This window comes from Corynebacterium sp. HMSC06D04, from assembly GCF_001807315.1.
In the GTDB taxonomy this organism is placed as follows: domain Bacteria; phylum Actinomycetota; class Actinomycetes; order Mycobacteriales; family Mycobacteriaceae; genus Corynebacterium; species Corynebacterium simulans.
This window is the reverse complement of sequence record NZ_KV788529.1, coordinates 163546-178063: the sequence shown is the minus strand read 5'-3', so window position 1 is coordinate 178063 and position 14518 is coordinate 163546. Positions and strand designations below refer to the sequence as shown.

General features: G+C 57.9%; 17 protein-coding genes. 8 read left to right on the top strand and 9 right to left on the bottom strand.

Going from position 1 to position 14518, the window contains the following annotated elements; genetic code table 11:
* Positions 1 to 190: 190 nt before the first annotated feature.
* Both HMPREF3155_RS03240 and fdhD read left to right on the top strand, forming a co-directional pair.
* A complete protein-coding gene (locus HMPREF3155_RS03240) occupies positions 191 to 436 on the top strand; it encodes a DUF6457 domain-containing protein (RefSeq protein WP_061920542.1) in 246 nt (81 codons plus the stop codon).
* Entirely contained in the window at positions 436 to 1263 is an 828-nt protein-coding gene (fdhD, locus tag HMPREF3155_RS03235; RefSeq protein WP_070432552.1) for a formate dehydrogenase accessory sulfurtransferase FdhD, read from the top strand. Before HMPREF3155_RS03240 ends, fdhD begins: the two co-directional genes overlap by 1 nt.
* On the opposite strand, the gene HMPREF3155_RS03230 is transcribed toward fdhD, so the two are convergent.
* A complete protein-coding gene (locus HMPREF3155_RS03230; RefSeq protein WP_070432551.1) occupies positions 1260 to 2045 on the bottom strand; it encodes a formate/nitrite transporter family protein in 786 nt (261 codons plus the stop codon). The genes fdhD and HMPREF3155_RS03230 overlap by 4 nt on opposite strands.
* A 193-nt stretch (positions 2046 to 2238) precedes the next feature.
* On the opposite strand from HMPREF3155_RS03230, the gene HMPREF3155_RS13230 reads away from it, so the two are divergent.
* Entirely contained in the window at positions 2239 to 3303 is a 1065-nt protein-coding gene (locus tag HMPREF3155_RS13230; protein ID WP_246817650.1) for a sortase family protein, read from the top strand.
* 98 nt (positions 3304 to 3401) lie between these two features.
* Here the strand turns inward: HMPREF3155_RS13230 and rplE are convergent, their stop codons facing one another.
* Genes rplE through rplN form a run of 3 tightly spaced genes read right to left on the bottom strand, consistent with a single transcriptional unit; the run spans position 3402 to position 4643 of the window.
* Complete coding sequence (gene rplE / locus HMPREF3155_RS03220) at positions 3402 to 3953, bottom strand: 50S ribosomal protein L5 (RefSeq protein ID WP_070432550.1); 552 nt, start codon at positions 3951 to 3953, stop codon at positions 3402 to 3404.
* Positions 3954 to 3955: 2 nt separating this feature from the next.
* The gene (gene rplX, locus HMPREF3155_RS03215; RefSeq protein ID WP_005527724.1) at positions 3956 to 4270 is read right to left on the bottom strand and encodes a 50S ribosomal protein L24; all 315 of its coding nucleotides are present in this window, start codon (positions 4268 to 4270) and stop codon (positions 3956 to 3958) included.
* Positions 4271 to 4274: 4 nt separating this feature from the next.
* Entirely contained in the window at positions 4275 to 4643 is a 369-nt protein-coding gene (rplN, locus tag HMPREF3155_RS03210) for a 50S ribosomal protein L14 (protein ID WP_061920530.1), read from the bottom strand.
* A 530-nt stretch (positions 4644 to 5173) separates the two neighbouring features.
* On the opposite strand from rplN, the gene HMPREF3155_RS03205 reads away from it, so the two are divergent.
* Entirely contained in the window at positions 5174 to 6064 is an 891-nt protein-coding gene (locus HMPREF3155_RS03205) for a hypothetical protein (RefSeq protein ID WP_070432549.1), read from the top strand.
* A 218-nt stretch (positions 6065 to 6282) separates the two neighbouring features.
* Here the strand turns inward: HMPREF3155_RS03205 and HMPREF3155_RS03200 are convergent, their stop codons facing one another.
* Both HMPREF3155_RS03200 and HMPREF3155_RS03195 read right to left on the bottom strand, forming a co-directional pair.
* On the bottom strand, positions 6283 to 8334 hold the full coding sequence (locus HMPREF3155_RS03200; protein WP_070432548.1) for a sucrose-specific PTS transporter subunit IIBC: 2052 nt from the start codon (positions 8332 to 8334) through the stop codon (positions 6283 to 6285).
* A 130-nt stretch (positions 8335 to 8464) separates the two neighbouring features.
* The gene (locus HMPREF3155_RS03195) at positions 8465 to 9790 is read right to left on the bottom strand and encodes a glycoside hydrolase family 32 protein (RefSeq protein ID WP_061920522.1); all 1326 of its coding nucleotides are present in this window, start codon (positions 9788 to 9790) and stop codon (positions 8465 to 8467) included.
* Between the two features lie 21 nt (positions 9791 to 9811).
* Between HMPREF3155_RS03195 and HMPREF3155_RS03190 the strand changes: the two genes are divergently transcribed.
* Entirely contained in the window at positions 9812 to 10720 is a 909-nt protein-coding gene (locus HMPREF3155_RS03190) for a carbohydrate kinase family protein (RefSeq protein ID WP_061920520.1), read from the top strand.
* Entirely contained in the window at positions 10721 to 11140 is a 420-nt protein-coding gene (locus HMPREF3155_RS03185; RefSeq protein ID WP_061920519.1) for a hypothetical protein, read from the top strand.
* 79 nt (positions 11141 to 11219) lie between these two features.
* On the opposite strand, the gene HMPREF3155_RS03180 is transcribed toward HMPREF3155_RS03185, so the two are convergent.
* Positions 11220 to 11681: a hypothetical protein gene (locus HMPREF3155_RS03180; RefSeq protein ID WP_061920517.1), complete on the bottom strand. Its 462-nt coding sequence runs from the start codon at positions 11679 to 11681 to the stop codon at positions 11220 to 11222.
* Between the two features lie 166 nt (positions 11682 to 11847).
* Between HMPREF3155_RS03180 and HMPREF3155_RS13225 the strand changes: the two genes are divergently transcribed.
* Both HMPREF3155_RS13225 and HMPREF3155_RS03175 read left to right on the top strand, forming a co-directional pair.
* The gene (locus tag HMPREF3155_RS13225) at positions 11848 to 12072 is read left to right on the top strand and encodes an ABC transporter permease subunit (protein WP_235590997.1); all 225 of its coding nucleotides are present in this window, start codon (positions 11848 to 11850) and stop codon (positions 12070 to 12072) included.
* 54 nt (positions 12073 to 12126) lie between these two features.
* Complete coding sequence (locus HMPREF3155_RS03175) at positions 12127 to 12549, top strand: metallophosphoesterase family protein (protein WP_162492721.1); 423 nt, start codon at positions 12127 to 12129, stop codon at positions 12547 to 12549.
* Between the two features lie 48 nt (positions 12550 to 12597).
* Here HMPREF3155_RS03175 and HMPREF3155_RS03170 read toward each other — a convergent pair whose 3' ends face one another.
* Together HMPREF3155_RS03170 and HMPREF3155_RS03165 are read right to left on the bottom strand one after the other, a co-directional pair.
* Complete coding sequence (locus HMPREF3155_RS03170; RefSeq protein WP_235590996.1) at positions 12598 to 13131, bottom strand: TetR/AcrR family transcriptional regulator; 534 nt, start codon at positions 13129 to 13131, stop codon at positions 12598 to 12600.
* 81 nt (positions 13132 to 13212) lie between these two features.
* Positions 13213 to 14511: an MFS transporter gene (locus HMPREF3155_RS03165; RefSeq protein ID WP_246815647.1), complete on the bottom strand. Its 1299-nt coding sequence runs from the start codon at positions 14509 to 14511 to the stop codon at positions 13213 to 13215.
* Between the last annotated feature and the right edge of the window lie 7 nt (positions 14512 to 14518).

The window sequence follows — 14518 nt, the reverse complement described above, 5'->3', positions numbered from 1 at the left end:
TTGATGATGTTCAGTTCTTGATTCAGGCTCTACGTTTCTGCAGCTTGTAGGGCTAGATTTCATTTGCCATCTGGTCACACTACAGCCTCGACGTGAGTCTGAACTGCAACACTACCCGCTAACCTGCAGTTTTCCAAATCTTTTTTAGCGTCGAAGCTGCATGTCACCCTCGAGGACTAGAGTGGCCGTCATGACTGCAGAAAATGACCCTATCCACTCCGCCCACCAGTGGTTGGAGGAAGCGGCAGAACTAATCGGCGTCGACAAGCAAGATGCCACTGCCTTGACCCGTGAGCTGCTCGATCTTACCCGCGACGTCGCACACAGCACCTCGCGCCCGGCCGCTCCCCTGACGGCATATTTGGTTGGTTTGGCCTCGCGGGACTCGGACGAGGCGCGCGCGAACATCGCCAAACTGCGGACGGAGCTGAACTAGTGGCGGGCCGGGCAACAAAGTCCTTTGCTGTTACCAAGGTTCACTTGGATGGCACGGAGGTAACCCAGGTGGATACCCGCGCCGACATCGTCACTGGCGAGGAGCCGCTGGAGATTCGCGTCGGCGGGCAGACCTTGACCACCACCATGCGCACTCCGGGCCATGATATTGAGCTAGCTCATGGCTTTTTGCATTCTGAGGGCCATATTGCCGCGCTTGCCGACGTCTCCGAAGCCCGCTACTGCGCTGGCTCCACCGTGGACGGTATGAACACCTATAACCTGCTGGATATCGATCTGGCCCAGAAGAATGTCATTGGGCTAAAGGATCTGCGTCTTACGCTCACCAACTCCGCGTGTGGTGTGTGCGGAACGAGCTCGATTGACGAGTTACAAAAACGCTCGCGCTACGACATCCCGGAAATTCCCGTGGACCCGGCTGTGATTGCGAAGCTGCCCGATGCATTGCGCACTGAGCAAAAGCTCTTCCGCAAGACCGGCGGCATTCATGCGGCCGGCGCCTTTACCTTGGACGGCCAGCCGGTAGTGGTGCGCGAAGACATCGGCAGGCATAACGCGGCCGACAAAGTAATAGGCCACCTCTTAATGGAAAATCGCCTGCCCGCTGATGACCTTATTTTGGTCATGAGCTCCCGCGCTAGCTTTGAGCTAGTGCAGAAGGCGGCCATGGCCGGGTTCGGTATGCTCGTTGCTGTTAGCGCGGCATCCTCCCTCGCTGTGGAGACCGCCCGCGAGACAGGCATGACGCTGGTGGGCTTTGCCCGTCCTGACCGTTTCAACCTCTATTCGGGAACTCTAAAGCGTTAGTCGCGGTAGGCTTCCGGGCCCTTGTTGAGCCAGGCGTAAACGCCGCCGATGAGGAAGCCGCCGCCGATGACGTTGCCCACCCAAACCAGCGACCAGTTGGTGAGAACAGCGCCCAGGGTAAAGCCATCCGGCAATGGGTTAGAGCAGAAGAAGGTCAGCGTCATCAAGCAGAAGTTTGCGATGACGTGCTCGAGGCTAAGGCCCACGAAGCAGGCGATGATCGGCACGATGACGAAGAACTTCGAGACGATGTCCTTGGCAAAGACAGCACCGACGATGGCCATGTTGACCACGAAGTTTGCGAGGATGCCCTCAACCAGCAGGCCGCCTGGGCCCTTTTCCAGTTTGCCCATGGACAGCGTTGCGATGAGGTGCGATGGGTCGATGTGCCCCAGCTTCGCGGAAACACCCATGGCAGCGGCAAAGAGTACGGCACCAACAAAGTTGAAGAACGTGGTGACAACGAGCAGCCAAAAGCCCTTGCCCCAGCCCACCTGTTTATTGATGGCACCGTAGACCGCGTACATCATGCTGCCGGTAGCAAGCTCCGCGCCGAGGATTACGATGGCGAAAAGTCCAAGGCCGAAAAGCATGGCGAAGACGGGTGCACCCAGGCCCTTTGCATGCTTGTCGACGGCCTGGCCTACGACGGCCGCGAAACCGGTACCGATTGCAAGATAGACGCCGGCCAAGATCGCACGTACCGCAAAGCGGGCGGAGGACTCGTCGAGCAGAGTCACCTTCTTCTTGATTGCTGCTGCAGCAGATTCGTTGAGAGACACGAAGCTTCCTTTACCTAGAGTTATAACTGCGATAACACTACAGCGAAGTTCCAGGCTGCGCCAACAACTTTGTAACCACACGTGGGTATTTTCCGCGGTTATTGTTGCCAACGCCTGCCAAGGATTAAAGTTAGTTAGAAAATTCACTTACTTTTAAAACCCACCTCCCTCACCCCCCTTGGAGCCGCCGCCTATGCCCCCGCGTTATCCTCACGATCTGCCAGGTCGCAGCGCAGATCACACGCGCCCCCGGGCAGCCAGCGCCAGCAGCAGCACCAGCGCCAGCGCACAGCGCCGCACCATCAATAGCAAACCCATCGATCCCCGCCGCGCCGGCAACGGCAACCCCGACGGCGAGCGCACCTACGTGCGGCGCACTCCCCCAACGCCAACGACGCCGAAGACACCAACATCAACAACAGGAGCGCCGAAGCCACTACCTAACCGCCAAAAGCGCAGCCCCCGACCAAAGCCGCGAAGCACGGGTGGCCGCCACCGCGCGCCAGAAACGACCACGCCGGCGCTCCATACTCGCGCGCTGCACTTGTGGTCCACCTCGGGCAAGTTCCGTATTGCGATTGGTGTCCTTGCAAGTGCGGTCCTTGCAAGTGTGGCTCTTGCCGCCACGATGCATCGCGTGGTCGATCCTCCTGAAGGACTAGAAAGCAACCAAGTCCCTGTGGCAGCTGCTCCAGTCATTGAGCCCTCCGCCGCAGTTGAGATGTTCATCCCTGCAATCGAGGTCCATGCCGAATTTGAAGATGGCTCCTGCCGCGTCAAAGACGGCGCGCTTAACCCGGATACGATGACGGAGGCCTGCACTTATACCGCTGCGGACCGTCCGTATTCGCTGCCTGGCACTAATGCGCCAGACATCACCGTCATCGCCGGACACACCGGCGCCGGCGTTCCCGGTGTCTTCAACAACCTCTACGACGGCGGCGCAAACAAGCACACGGTCGCCCTCGGCGACAAGCTCTACCTGCGCACTGCAAACTCCGGCGACAACTGGCTGGTCTACAGCGCCACCGACATGCACGACCCAGTAAAAGAAGGCCTCGCCGAAGACACCACAATCTGGGGCGAAGGCCCCATGCCAGGCCGCCTTCTCACCATCAGCTGCATTCAGCCGCTCAACCTCCTTGAAGCCTCCGTGCGCAATGCAGTAGTGGGCTGGCAATTTGAAGGTATAACTACTTCAGACGCTACCGGAGTAGAAGCACCATTAGATGTCTCCAACGGTCAATCAATGGGTTAGGACTCGCCTGCACTTCTTGGATACGTGGGCGGCGCGATCGCCCCCATATAAAGCGAAACGCCCCCACCAAAAGGTGAGGGCGAAAAGCTTAAGCCGCTTTACTTGAACGGGAAGCCGAGCTCCTTGAGGAGGCGGCGGCCTTCTTCGTCGTTGGTAGCGGTGGTGACAACGGTGATGTCCATACCACGTGGGCGGTCAACCTTGTCGATGTCGATCTCGTAGAACATAGTCTGCTCGGTGAGACCGAAGGTGTAGTTGCCGTGGCCGTCGAACTGCTGATCGGACAGACCGCGGAAGTCGCGAATACGCGGCAGCGCGATGGTCAGCAGGCGGTCCAGGAACTCCCACATGCGGTCGCCACGCAGGGTGACGCGGGCGCCGATTGGCATACCCTCACGCAGCTTGAAGTTAGCGATGGACTTCTTTGCGCGACGCAGCTGCGGCTTCTGGCCGGTGATCGCGGTGAGGTCCTCGAGAGCGCCGTTGATCAGCTTGGAGTCACGTGCAGCGTCGCCAACACCCATGTTGACAACAACCTTGGTGACACCTGGGATCTGCATGACGTTGTCATACTTGAACTCGTCGTTCAGGGTCTTCTTGATTTCCTCGCGGTAGCGGGTCTTCAGACGCGGAGTGTAGTTCTCGCTCATGATTAGATGTCCTTCCCGTTGCTACGTGCGATGCGGACCTTCTTGCCGTTTTCATCGAAACGGTAGCCCACGCGGGTCGGATTGCCCTCGGAGTCAACGATTGCAACGTTAGAAACGTGAATCGGAGCTTCCTGGGTAACGATTCCGCCGGACTCGGCGCCACGCTCGGTAGCGGAGTTAGCAACGTGCTTCTTCACGCGGTTGACGCCCTCGACGAGGACCTTGTCGCGCTTCGGGTATGCTTCGATGACCTTGCCCTTCGCGCCCTTGTCAGGACCCGAAATAACAATCACCATATCGCCCTTATGAATCTTCATAAGACTAGATCACCTCCGGTGCGAGAGAAACGATCTTCATGAACTTCTTGTCACGAAGCTCGCGAGCAACTGGGCCGAAGATACGGGTACCGCGTGGCTCGTTGTCGCCCTTGAGAATGACTGCAGCATTCTCATCGAAGCGGATGTAAGAACCGTCCGGACGACGGGTCTCCTTCTTTGCACGGACGACGACAGCCTTAACGACGTCGCCTTCCTTTACGTTGCCGCCTGGGACAGCATCCTTGACAGTGGCGACGATTACGTCACCGATGCCAGCGAAGCGTCGAACGGAGCCACCGAGAACGCGGATGCACAGAATCTCACGTGCACCAGAGTTGTCGGCGACGCGCAGACGGGATTCTTGCTGAATCACTATGGGTCTCCTGACCTGGATTGATGTGCGGTAAGATTTCCGTCCTTACCGCACGCGGTCTACAAACTTGCGATGCTAAAGCCTTGACAACGGACTATGCCGAAGGGGCTCGGACCGGCGGTTCGGAAACGCACCACTACGGGCCGACCAGCTTTTGCAACCTATACATTCAACCACACGCCAGCATCCTTACCAAAACGCTGCTCGACGCCTGTCGACGCCCCCTACCTCCACATTTATTTTCGCCAGTACACCCGCCTACCCCTTAGCTCCTTATTTCGAATGCACCGACACACACACGATCCCCAAAATTATCGGCACGCTCTGCATATATAAATCTCAATTTAACGCCCCTCAGTGCAAATTAGGTCGCACATCCATTCCAATAGGCCCCTTTTTCACAGCTGTAACGCATGAAAATTACAGTTAACTTCTGATTTTCGCGTGACAAGTGAGAATTATGTGACTACTGTTATTTGCGTCGCGAAAGACATTTTTGCGCTTTCCCATATTTCCCGAAGGAGAAACACATGAAGCGTTTACCACAGACCCTGACCGCTGCTGCCCTGACCGGCGCACTCGCCTTTGGTGGCGCTGCTGTTGCTCAGGCCCAAGTTCCGGGTTCGGTAGAGAACCAGCCCTCGGCCGAGCCGCCTGCTCCGTCTGCGGGTGAAGATACCGCCACCGTAGACACCCCAGCTGAAGAAGGCACCCCAGCTGAAGAGGGCACCAGCGATATTGAACGCCATGATGTTGCTGCCGATCCGATTACCGTCGATGGTGTCGAGTACTTCAAGCAGGAAGACGGTTCTTGGCTGTCCAAGCCAGTTGCAGGCAACCCAGTACGCCTGACCGCAGAGCAGGCAGAAAAGTACGTGAAGGAGCAGCAGGACACCTCCGCAATTCCTGCTCCTGCCACCAAGGTAGACTCCGAGGGCAACACTTGGTACCAGAGCATGAAGGACCCGAACGTTTACGTCAACGATCCAGCCCTGGTCAACGTGGAAGTTACCGCCGAGATGCGTGACGCTTACGCAAAGGCATTCCCTTCTGAAGCTGCGAAGCCTGAATTCGACAAGAAGAAGCTCGCATGGTTGGCTCTTCCGGCAGCCCTGGTGATTGGTGGTATCACCTGGTACCTGTCCCAGGACGGCAAGACCTACGTCAAGGACGAGGCACGCAAGAACCAGGAACCGACCGCCGAGGAAAGGGCTGCTTCCGAGCAGATGCTGAACGCTAACAAGGATGCGGTTATCGCCCAGGGCGGTAAGCTCGCTGAGGGCAACGCTGCCCCGGCAGCCGCACGTGGTATGTCCGCTGAGACCGGCTCCAACTCCGTTGCACAGGCTTTGGCTGCTCTGGCCGTAGCTGCAATGGTTGCCGCTGGCGCTTTCGCTGCACGCCGCAAGTTCTTCGCTTAAGCAAGAGCCTTCCTACCAACTAGGAAACTGAATTGAGACTGGCTGCGCCGGTCGGGCTTCGGTCCGGCCGGCGCAGCTTTTTGCTATAGGCACCCTGGTGCGTCACAGTTTGCTTGGACTCAAGGTGAGCCTTCGCCCCAGAGAGCGCCGCTATTGCTAAACCGTTAAAGGCCGAACTGGGAAGGAGTTTTCCTCAGTTCGGCCTTTGTTCTTTCAAGCTAACGGGTTGTGCCTGCAGGCTCGTCAGTGGATGCAGGAGTAGCTGCATGGCCAGTGGTTGGTGCGGATGCTGGAACGGGCTTGGGATCCACAGTAAAGATATCGGTACCGAAGCCAGTGAGTTCACCCGGGCGGAAAGCCGCGGTAGGAAGAACAGGGCCGGTCTTCTTCGAATTCGAGACGACCACCGGGGTAGTTACGGGAAGGCCGGCGGCCTTGATGGCGTCGATATCAAATTCGGCGAGGACATCGCCCCGCCCGACCTCATCGCCCTTGGTGACGTGGGAGGTGAAGTGCTTGCCTTTAAGGTTTACCGTATCGAAGCCAATATGCATGAGGATATCGATATTGCCCACCACTGGGTCCTTGGTGCGAATGGCGTAGGCATGGTGGGAAGGGAAGGTAACGGTGATTTTGCCGTCGGCAGGCGCAACCAGTTTGCCCACGGTCGGCTCGATAGCCACGCCCTGGCCTAGCTTGCCGCCGGCAAACATAGGATCGCTGACCTGAGACAGTGGCACGGCGGTGCCCTCCAATGGGGAGAAGATAGTGCAGGCATCCTCGGCTGCTACCGCAGCTGGGGTGGCAGCGGCGGCTTGAGCCTCGGCCGCCGGAGGATTCACCTCATCCGGATCAATGGAGCCGTTCTTGCGGGCTAGGTAGCGGCCATACAGGTAGGCGCCGATGAAGGAACCCGCGAGTGCGATTGCAGCACAGATAAAGAACTGACTGTAATCCTCCGGGCGCATCGAAACGAAACCGATGATGCCGGCCGCGCCGAGTGCCGTTGCCTTCACGTCGAAGATGGCAATGAGAGTCGAGGCCACTGCAGAGGCAGCCATGCCGATGTAGAAAGGCCAGCGCAAGCGCAGATTCACACCGAAGATGGCAGGCTCAGTGATACCGAATAGTGCCGAGGTACCGGAAGCACCAGCCAAGCCCTTGAGCTTTTCGCTACGCGCCAGGAAGTAGACCGCGAGGGCTGCGCCACCTTGGGCAATATTCGCCATCGCTGCCGTGGCGAAGATGAAAGATCCGCCTTGATCCCACAGCATGTATTCGATTGGTGGGAAGGATTGGTGCAGGCCGGTGATGACGATTGGCGAGTAAACCAAGCCAAAAAGGAAGCCGCCGACAGGGCCTGCAAAGTCATACAAATTGGCCAAGCCAACGCCCAACCACTCACCGGCAGTGCGCAGGAACGGGCCAATGGCAGCGAAAGTGATAAAGCCGGTGACCAGCAGGGTAATCAACGGCGTGAGCATGAAGTCCACCGTGCCCTTTAGGTGGCGGTGGAGGAACTTCTCAATCGTGGCCAGGATCCACGCAATAACCAGAATCGGCAGGATGGAACCCTGGTAACCGGCCTGTGCGACATCGAGGCCAAAGATGTTCCAATACTCCATGTCGCCGGCCTCGATGGTCTCAGCCACGTTGTAGCCGTTGACTAGGTCCGGCATAACCATTGCCATGGCCATACCCGCGCCCAAAAACTCATTGCCGCCAAAGCGCTTGGTGGCAGTAAAGCCCACCAAAATGGGCAGGAAGGCAAAGGGGGCAGAAGCCAGCAGGTTGATAAGTCCAGCGACATCTTTGAGTGCCGGCACCATTTCAATGGCCGCTTTCTCACCGAACAGCCCTTCAGCCGACAAGACGTTGTTCAGTGCCATGAGCAAACCGCCGCCGACCAGAATCGGGATGAGCGGCACGAAGATATCCGCGAGCACCTTGACGGCGCGGGAGAACCAGTTGCCGGAATTAGCGGCAATGTCTTTGAGCTCTTCGGTGGAAACGGCAACGTCCTTGTGGATCATGCCGTTCAATTCCCTATAAACAACGTTGACGTCACCTGGACCAACGATGACCTGGAACATTCCACCGGCTTCAAAGATTCCCTTGAGGTCAGGGTCAGCCTCTAAGGCCTTGGTATCGACCTTCTTCGTATCCTTCAGCACCATGCGCAGGCGCGTTGCGCAGTGCGCCAAGCCGATGATGTTTTCTTCGCCGCCAAGTGCACGCAGGGTCCGTGCAGCAACTTCCTTGTGGTCCATAGGCAAAGCTCCCTTTCCTTTTCACGAGCTAATCAACCTAGAACCATTAGATACAGCTTCCAGACAAAAAGCCAAGAGCTCGGACATATTTGAGGGAAAATTCACCAAGTTTTACTGTTTGAACGGTCACTTAGTTCTTAACCCAGCCGCTCCATCGCGCTTCGCCTTCGCCAAATACGCTTGCCGACGCCGCGATTCGCCCACCGCCAGCAAAAATTTCCACGGCGCAGCCATCGGCAATGGCCATGACCTCGCCCTCTGGGCAGGCAATCACGCGCTCGTCATCGCCCACACTCACGCGCAGCAGCCCTTCGCCTGCGCTAAAGCGCAGGTGTTCCCTACCTTCAACATCAACCAGGCTATAGCTGCCGCCACGCGAAGAGCTCAGACTCACCGTGCTGCCGAAGCCCTCCCTACCAGCAGCATCGGGAATCGTCTCCCACACCGGCCATTGATAAAGCACGCCGTCTTCCAGCCATACCCGGCGCGGCAAGGTCAGGGTGTGCACCCAGCCCTCCTCCACGGTGGGCTTGTCATCTTGAGCAGGAAGGCCCATCCAGCCGAGCAGCAGCGCTTGGCCATCGCTCATGCCAACCAGCTGCGGGGCATAGAACTCGTGTCCATAGTCCAGCTCGCTGAAACCACGCTCGACGTGGAAGGTGGTGCCGTCCAGCTTGCCCACCAGGTAGCCGCACTGGTCGGAAGAAGCGTAGTGCGTTTGCCCATCCACTTTGACGGGTTCAAGCCCCTGCGGGCAAAAGACCAGGACGTCCTTAGACTCACCGGTTGCCTTATCAGTCAAGGTCACAAGGTTTGGGCACTCCCACATATATCCGCCCGGTAGGAGTTCGGGGCTAAGCCCCGGCGCGGCGTCGTCAAGCGCGAAATCCAGTGCTCCCTCAAAGTCCCAGTTCTTAAGGTCCTGCGAGCGGTAGAGCACCACCGCAGCGTTCTCGTCCTCACGTTGCGCACCGATGACCATGCGCCAGCCTTGCTCATCCCGGGAAATCTGCGGATCGCGGAAGTGCCCGGTAAAGCCTTCCTCACTATCGGGAATCAGCGGGTTCGCGGCGTCGCGGTAATAAATGCCACCCTCAGGGCCAGAAGGATCGAGAACGCGCACGCGGTTCTGGGAAGGAATGCGCTTGCCATCCACCTTGAGGTTGCCCGTATAAAACAGCCACACGTCGGTGCCATCGACCACGGCACCGCCGGAGTAACAGCCGTCCTTGTCATAGGGCAGGTCAGGCGAAAGCACGTCCGGATGATGCCGCCAGGGGCCTGCCACTGAGTACTTCGCCGAGGCATGCGCCCACCCCGTTCGCTTCGGCGCGTGCGGGAAGCAGGGGTCGTGTTGGTAATAGACGTGCATGGTGTCGCCATCTAGAAAGACACCATTTGGATCGTTGAGACGGCCATACGGGGGCGCGATGTGGAAGTTCGGACGGTAGTTCATAGCACCGATACTATGGAATCCATGAGAATCCATGTGTGTGGCGAAGGACTCGTCGACCTTGTCCCCGTCAGCCCAGGTAGCTTGCAAGACCTCACGCCGGCTTTGGGCGGCGGGCCTTTCAATGTGGCCATCGCGGCGGCGCGTCTGGGCGGCGAGGTCAGCTTCCAGTCGCGCCTTTCCACCGACGGTTTCGGTAACGCGCTGGTGGAAAGGCTGGAGCAGGAAGGCGTGGACACGTCTATGGTCCAGCGCGGTCCAGAGCCCACCACTTTGGCCGTGACCAGCATCGGTGATGATGGTTCGGCGTCCTATACCTTCTACACGGAGGGCACGGCAGATAGGTTGGTTGAGCCCACGCTTTCCGACGCCGAGATTGCCTGCTTCGGCACTGTTTCCCTCGCGTTGGAGCCAGGTGCTTCGCGCTATGGCGAACTGCTCAAGCAATTCGCAGCTAAGGGCAGCATCGTGGCGCTCGATCCGAATATCCGCCCGTTCTATACCAACGATGAGCACAAGGCCTTCCTCAACGAGCTACTTGCCCACGTCACCGTGCTGAAGCTTTCTGAGGAAGAAGTGGAATTCCTGGGCAAGCAGGCCCTCAAGCAGGTTCCCGTCGTGGTGGTTACCCGCAGCAGCGAGGGCCTCACGTTGCGCGCTGGCACGACCCGGTTCGATGTGCCTTCCGCCAAGGTCGACGTCGCCGACACCATCGGCGCGGGCGATACCATCATGGGCGCGCTGCTCACAGAGATCGCCCGCCGCAACCTCACGGCCGAAGAGCTCACTCACTTGAGCGAATACGACTGGAAAAAGATTTTGGAATTCGCCGCGGCAGCCGCTGCGATTACCGTCTCTCGCAAGGGCGCACAGCCACCGCACCGCGCAGAAGTGCTTGCCATGCAAGCAGATGTTCAGAAGAAAGAGGCCTAAATGTTTTCTTCCTACCAGGGCCGTAGCGCCATACTTCACACCGTGGCGTTCATCTTCGTGGCGTTGTCTTTCATCTTCCCGGTAGTCCTGGGCACTTCTGCCCTGCTGCCCACGTGGCTATCCGGCATCGTGAGTATCCTCGTTGCGCTCGCCATTCTTGTCGACGCCGCGCACAAAGCCTTCGCCCCACCTGAACGCCCCGCACGTGGCCTGCGCGCACTTTCCGCCCTCGCTGCGTTGACCGCGCTCATCGGCTGGATCTGCTGGCTTATCATCTTCAACAACTTCGACGCCGCCGGCACCACCATGTACAAGGTAGGTACCTTCACCCTGGGCACCAGCGCCGTGCTCAACATCTTCTGCGCCGCCATGGCCTTCCTGGATTGGCGGGCTGGCCGCGTTACTCCGGTCAAGCATTAATCGGCAAAATTGCCTTTGGCTCCCCGAAAGACATCAAGAACTCCTTGTAGTAGCTCTGCGCAGCCACAAGGAGTTCTTGTTATTCAGCAGCTTCGATTTCAAAGCTGGTGCCCAGACGAAGCGGGCCGTTCGGCAAAGAGGCATCATTTTGCCAACCAACTTTGTCAGCAGCGATCGACACTGTCACATGCTTGCCCACCCACGGCTCTGCCTTTTCGCGGCTTTCCTCGTGCGTGCTGTAGTGCGATGCAAGCAAGCCGCTATCGATCCAACGGGTTTCCTTGTAATTTGCCCTGTTCCCGGTGACCTCCCCCGGAGCATCAAATTCGAGGATCCAATAGTCGCCGTTGAGCTCGCTTTCAGGGAATCCGGATTCAGGCTGCGAGCCTAGGGTCTCACGACCTTTCTTCTTTACAACCTTGCCCGTCATCTTCAAGATGCCGTCTTCAATGACCACCGCTGGTTTCTTCGATTCTTCTGACGCCTTGGATTCTTGGGAATCCGCCTCTGCTGAACTTTGTGGCGCCATCGTATTGAACATCTTCTCTGTTTCTTTAGCGGAGTCGTTTTTCCGGAATTACTGCAGCCAGAAAGCGCTAGGGCTGCAACACAGAGTAAGGAAACATAGCGGCGCATGATTGGACCTCAAAACACATAAGGAAATAGGAGACAGCGTTTTAGCTTAACGCCCTGGGGCGGTGAGGATTGTGGAAATCGGCGAATCTGCCGCGGCGGTCTCCCACACCGTCTACGAAGCGGCGAAGGTCTCCGGTGCCAAGGGGCACCAGACCTTCTTCCGGATCACGCTGCCTTTGCTTACACCGGGTATCGCAGCAGGCTGGATTCTGGCTTTCTTCGCAGGATTCCGTGAACTCGTGATTCTTCGCTGGTGCGCCGGAACAACATCAACCTGCTCGCGTCCTGGATCATGAACCAATTCGATCAAGGCCACCGCGCCGAGGCCATGGCAATGACCCTTATGGGGGTTGGAACTTCAATTATCGTCCTCGTACTCGTCACTTCCTGGCAACAAAAGGAACGCGCATGATCACCATGACTATAAATGGCCCGAAGGAATCATCGCGCACGGGACCGAACCGCACTTCTTCGAAATCGACGGTGTGCAGGCGTGGACCTGCGGCGTGGCCACCGACCCTGACCCACGAGAGATCGAAATCCCCAGCTTCAATGGCCTGGGACTGCTTCACACCTCTGTGCACGGTGAATTCAGCCGTAAGCCTTGCCTGCCGTGCAAGCTAGAGGATCTGCAAGAAAGCGGTGCGACGTGGGTGCTTGGGCACGTGCACAAGCCCATCACGCTAAGCGCAGAACCGTTCATTGGTTGGACGGGAATGCGTGCCGGCGTGCACTACGACCCGACGACTTCCGCGGTGAGCAGGTTTTCTTAAAGACTATTTCAAAGGTTGTCTTTGCGAGCAGAGACCGCTCGGGGGTCGTTAACTCGGATGCGGCGCGAGAGTTGCTGGGATGGTCTGAATTAAAAGCTCTTTGAGGCCGGCTTTCTTTGGAAAATCCCTGCGCTCGGACCAACCTGCGATGCATTCGATGAAGATGCCGATCAGACTGCGGGCACGGGTGCGGTCGATAATGCTGGTGCCCGTCTCAGCTAGGACGCAGTCCACCCACTGGTCCGAGTGCTGCCAGATATGGCCCAGCAACGAAGGATTTTCACGCAACAGAAGGACTCGATCTGCGAGCTGTCCTCCCCACGCATCGGCATCGCTGAAGAGTTCGCGGAGCGCTGCCTCCAAGTTCTTATAATCAGTCATCTGCGCGATGTCCACCAGAACCTTTGTTGCTTCGGGGCTGATGATGACACTGGTGATAACGGCTTCTTTCGTGCCAAAGTGGCGGTAGAAGGTCATCGCTGAGACATCAGCGGCTTCGGTAATTTCAGCCACGGTGACGTCGTCATATCCACGCTCTGCAAAAAGCTCGAGCGCCGCACTTCGGATCGCGCGCCGCGTCATAAGTTTCTTTCGGTCGCGACGATTAAGCCCAAGATTGTCCGAAGACGAAGATTCTAAAGGACGTGACACCATGCCTTAACTCTATAATTTCTGCTGCCTCGTGTGCATGAATAACAACGCAAATCCCGTTAAAACACAAGCAGCGCTACACAGGACAAAGACGCTATCCATCGCATGGATATAGGAGGCGTCGCTAGCCGGCTCGCCTGCCAAGTTAATTACGAGTGAGGCGATGAAAGCAACGCCTAGGAGCGAGCCAAGCTGCCGAATTGTATTAACCAACGAGGCACCACTTCCCCGGCGCTCCGGGTGAACCTGCGCCATCGCCTCCTGCAAAGCCAAGGATTGACCCGCCCCCACACCAAAGCCGGCAAGGCTTAACCCCGCGGCCAAATATCCATATCCGCTGGATGGACTCGTCAACGCACCAACCAGCAGCCCCCCGGCGACGAGGAAAATCGAGCTAGGCAGAAGCCACCGCCCAATCTTGCTTCGCCGCACCAACAGCCCGGCTGCCAAGGCGCCAACGATGGCAGTGCCGGCCAAAGGCATAAGCATCAAGCCACCCCGGGCAGGCGAGTTGCCCAAGATATTCTGCAGGTAGTGCGGAGTGACATAAAGCAGCCCGAAAAGCACCAAGTTGATAAAGAACAGGGTCACAGTATTCACGAGGAAGCGCGGATTGTTCAAAAGCCCCAAGTCCACGAGCGCTTGATCGCTCCTTCCACCGAAGACCAGGGCCAGTGCCAAAGCAGCCAACCCAATCAGAATTGGTAACCAAACCGCACTAAATGAGACCTTGCCGCCGACGTTAATCATGCCAACCGTGAGAACAAGGAAACCAAAGGCAGAGAGCAAGATCTGTACCCAAGGCAGCACCGGATGGGAAGGAACAGCCCTTGCCTTCGGCAGTCGGCTACAGCCGAAAAAGACAAGGGCGATGACAACGACGTCAAGCCAGAAGATGCCACGCCAGCCTAAAGCATGAATAATCCAGCCACCCAGGAGCGGACCTAAAGGAGCGCCAACACCACCGGCGGCGGTCCACAAACTATTGGCCAGTGCCATGTCGGAAGGCTCTATCACCGTGGGCAAAAGGGCCAGCGACATCGGCGTAAACACCGAGGCCGCAAGTCCCATGCCCGCACGTCCGACAATGAGCCAGATGGCCGACGGAGCAAGCGCGCACACGAGCGCTGATACAAGAAAGACCATGCTTCCTAAGAGGAGTAGACGTTTATGTCCGAGCCTGTCGCCGAAGAGCCCGCACGGCAGCAATACCGCAAGGAAGGCGACATTGTATGCGGAGACAACCCATGCGGCTTCCGCGGGGCTCGCACCTAGTGAGTTCGTCAATGCTGGCAGGGCAACCGCAACCATGGTCGTA

Bases quoted from the DNA above. Each gene is read 5' to 3' on its own strand.
- HMPREF3155_RS03240 (WP_061920542.1), top strand. From the start codon at position 191: ATGACTGCAGAAAATGACCCTATCCACTCCGCCCACCAGTGGTTGGAG.
- HMPREF3155_RS13230 (WP_246817650.1), top strand. From the start codon at position 2,239: ATGCCCCCGCGTTATCCTCACGATCTGCCAGGTCGCAGCGCAGATCAC.
- rplE (WP_070432550.1), bottom strand. From the start codon at position 3,953: ATGAGCGAGAACTACACTCCGCGTCTGAAGACCCGCTACCGCGAGGAA.
- rplX (WP_005527724.1), bottom strand. From the start codon at position 4,270: ATGAAGATTCATAAGGGCGATATGGTGATTGTTATTTCGGGTCCTGAC.
- HMPREF3155_RS03205 (WP_070432549.1), top strand. From the start codon at position 5,174: ATGAAGCGTTTACCACAGACCCTGACCGCTGCTGCCCTGACCGGCGCA.
- HMPREF3155_RS03200 (WP_070432548.1), bottom strand. From the start codon at position 8,334: ATGGACCACAAGGAAGTTGCTGCACGGACCCTGCGTGCACTTGGCGGC.
- HMPREF3155_RS03195 (WP_061920522.1), bottom strand. From the start codon at position 9,790: ATGAACTACCGTCCGAACTTCCACATCGCGCCCCCGTATGGCCGTCTC.
- HMPREF3155_RS03190 (WP_061920520.1), top strand. From the start codon at position 9,812: ATGAGAATCCATGTGTGTGGCGAAGGACTCGTCGACCTTGTCCCCGTC.
- HMPREF3155_RS03185 (WP_061920519.1), top strand. From the start codon at position 10,721: ATGTTTTCTTCCTACCAGGGCCGTAGCGCCATACTTCACACCGTGGCG.
- HMPREF3155_RS03180 (WP_061920517.1), bottom strand. From the start codon at position 11,681: ATGTTCAATACGATGGCGCCACAAAGTTCAGCAGAGGCGGATTCCCAA.
- HMPREF3155_RS03170 (WP_235590996.1), bottom strand. From the start codon at position 13,131: ATGACGCGGCGCGCGATCCGAAGTGCGGCGCTCGAGCTTTTTGCAGAG.
- HMPREF3155_RS03165 (WP_246815647.1), bottom strand. From the start codon at position 14,511: ATGGTTGCGGTTGCCCTGCCAGCATTGACGAACTCACTAGGTGCGAGC.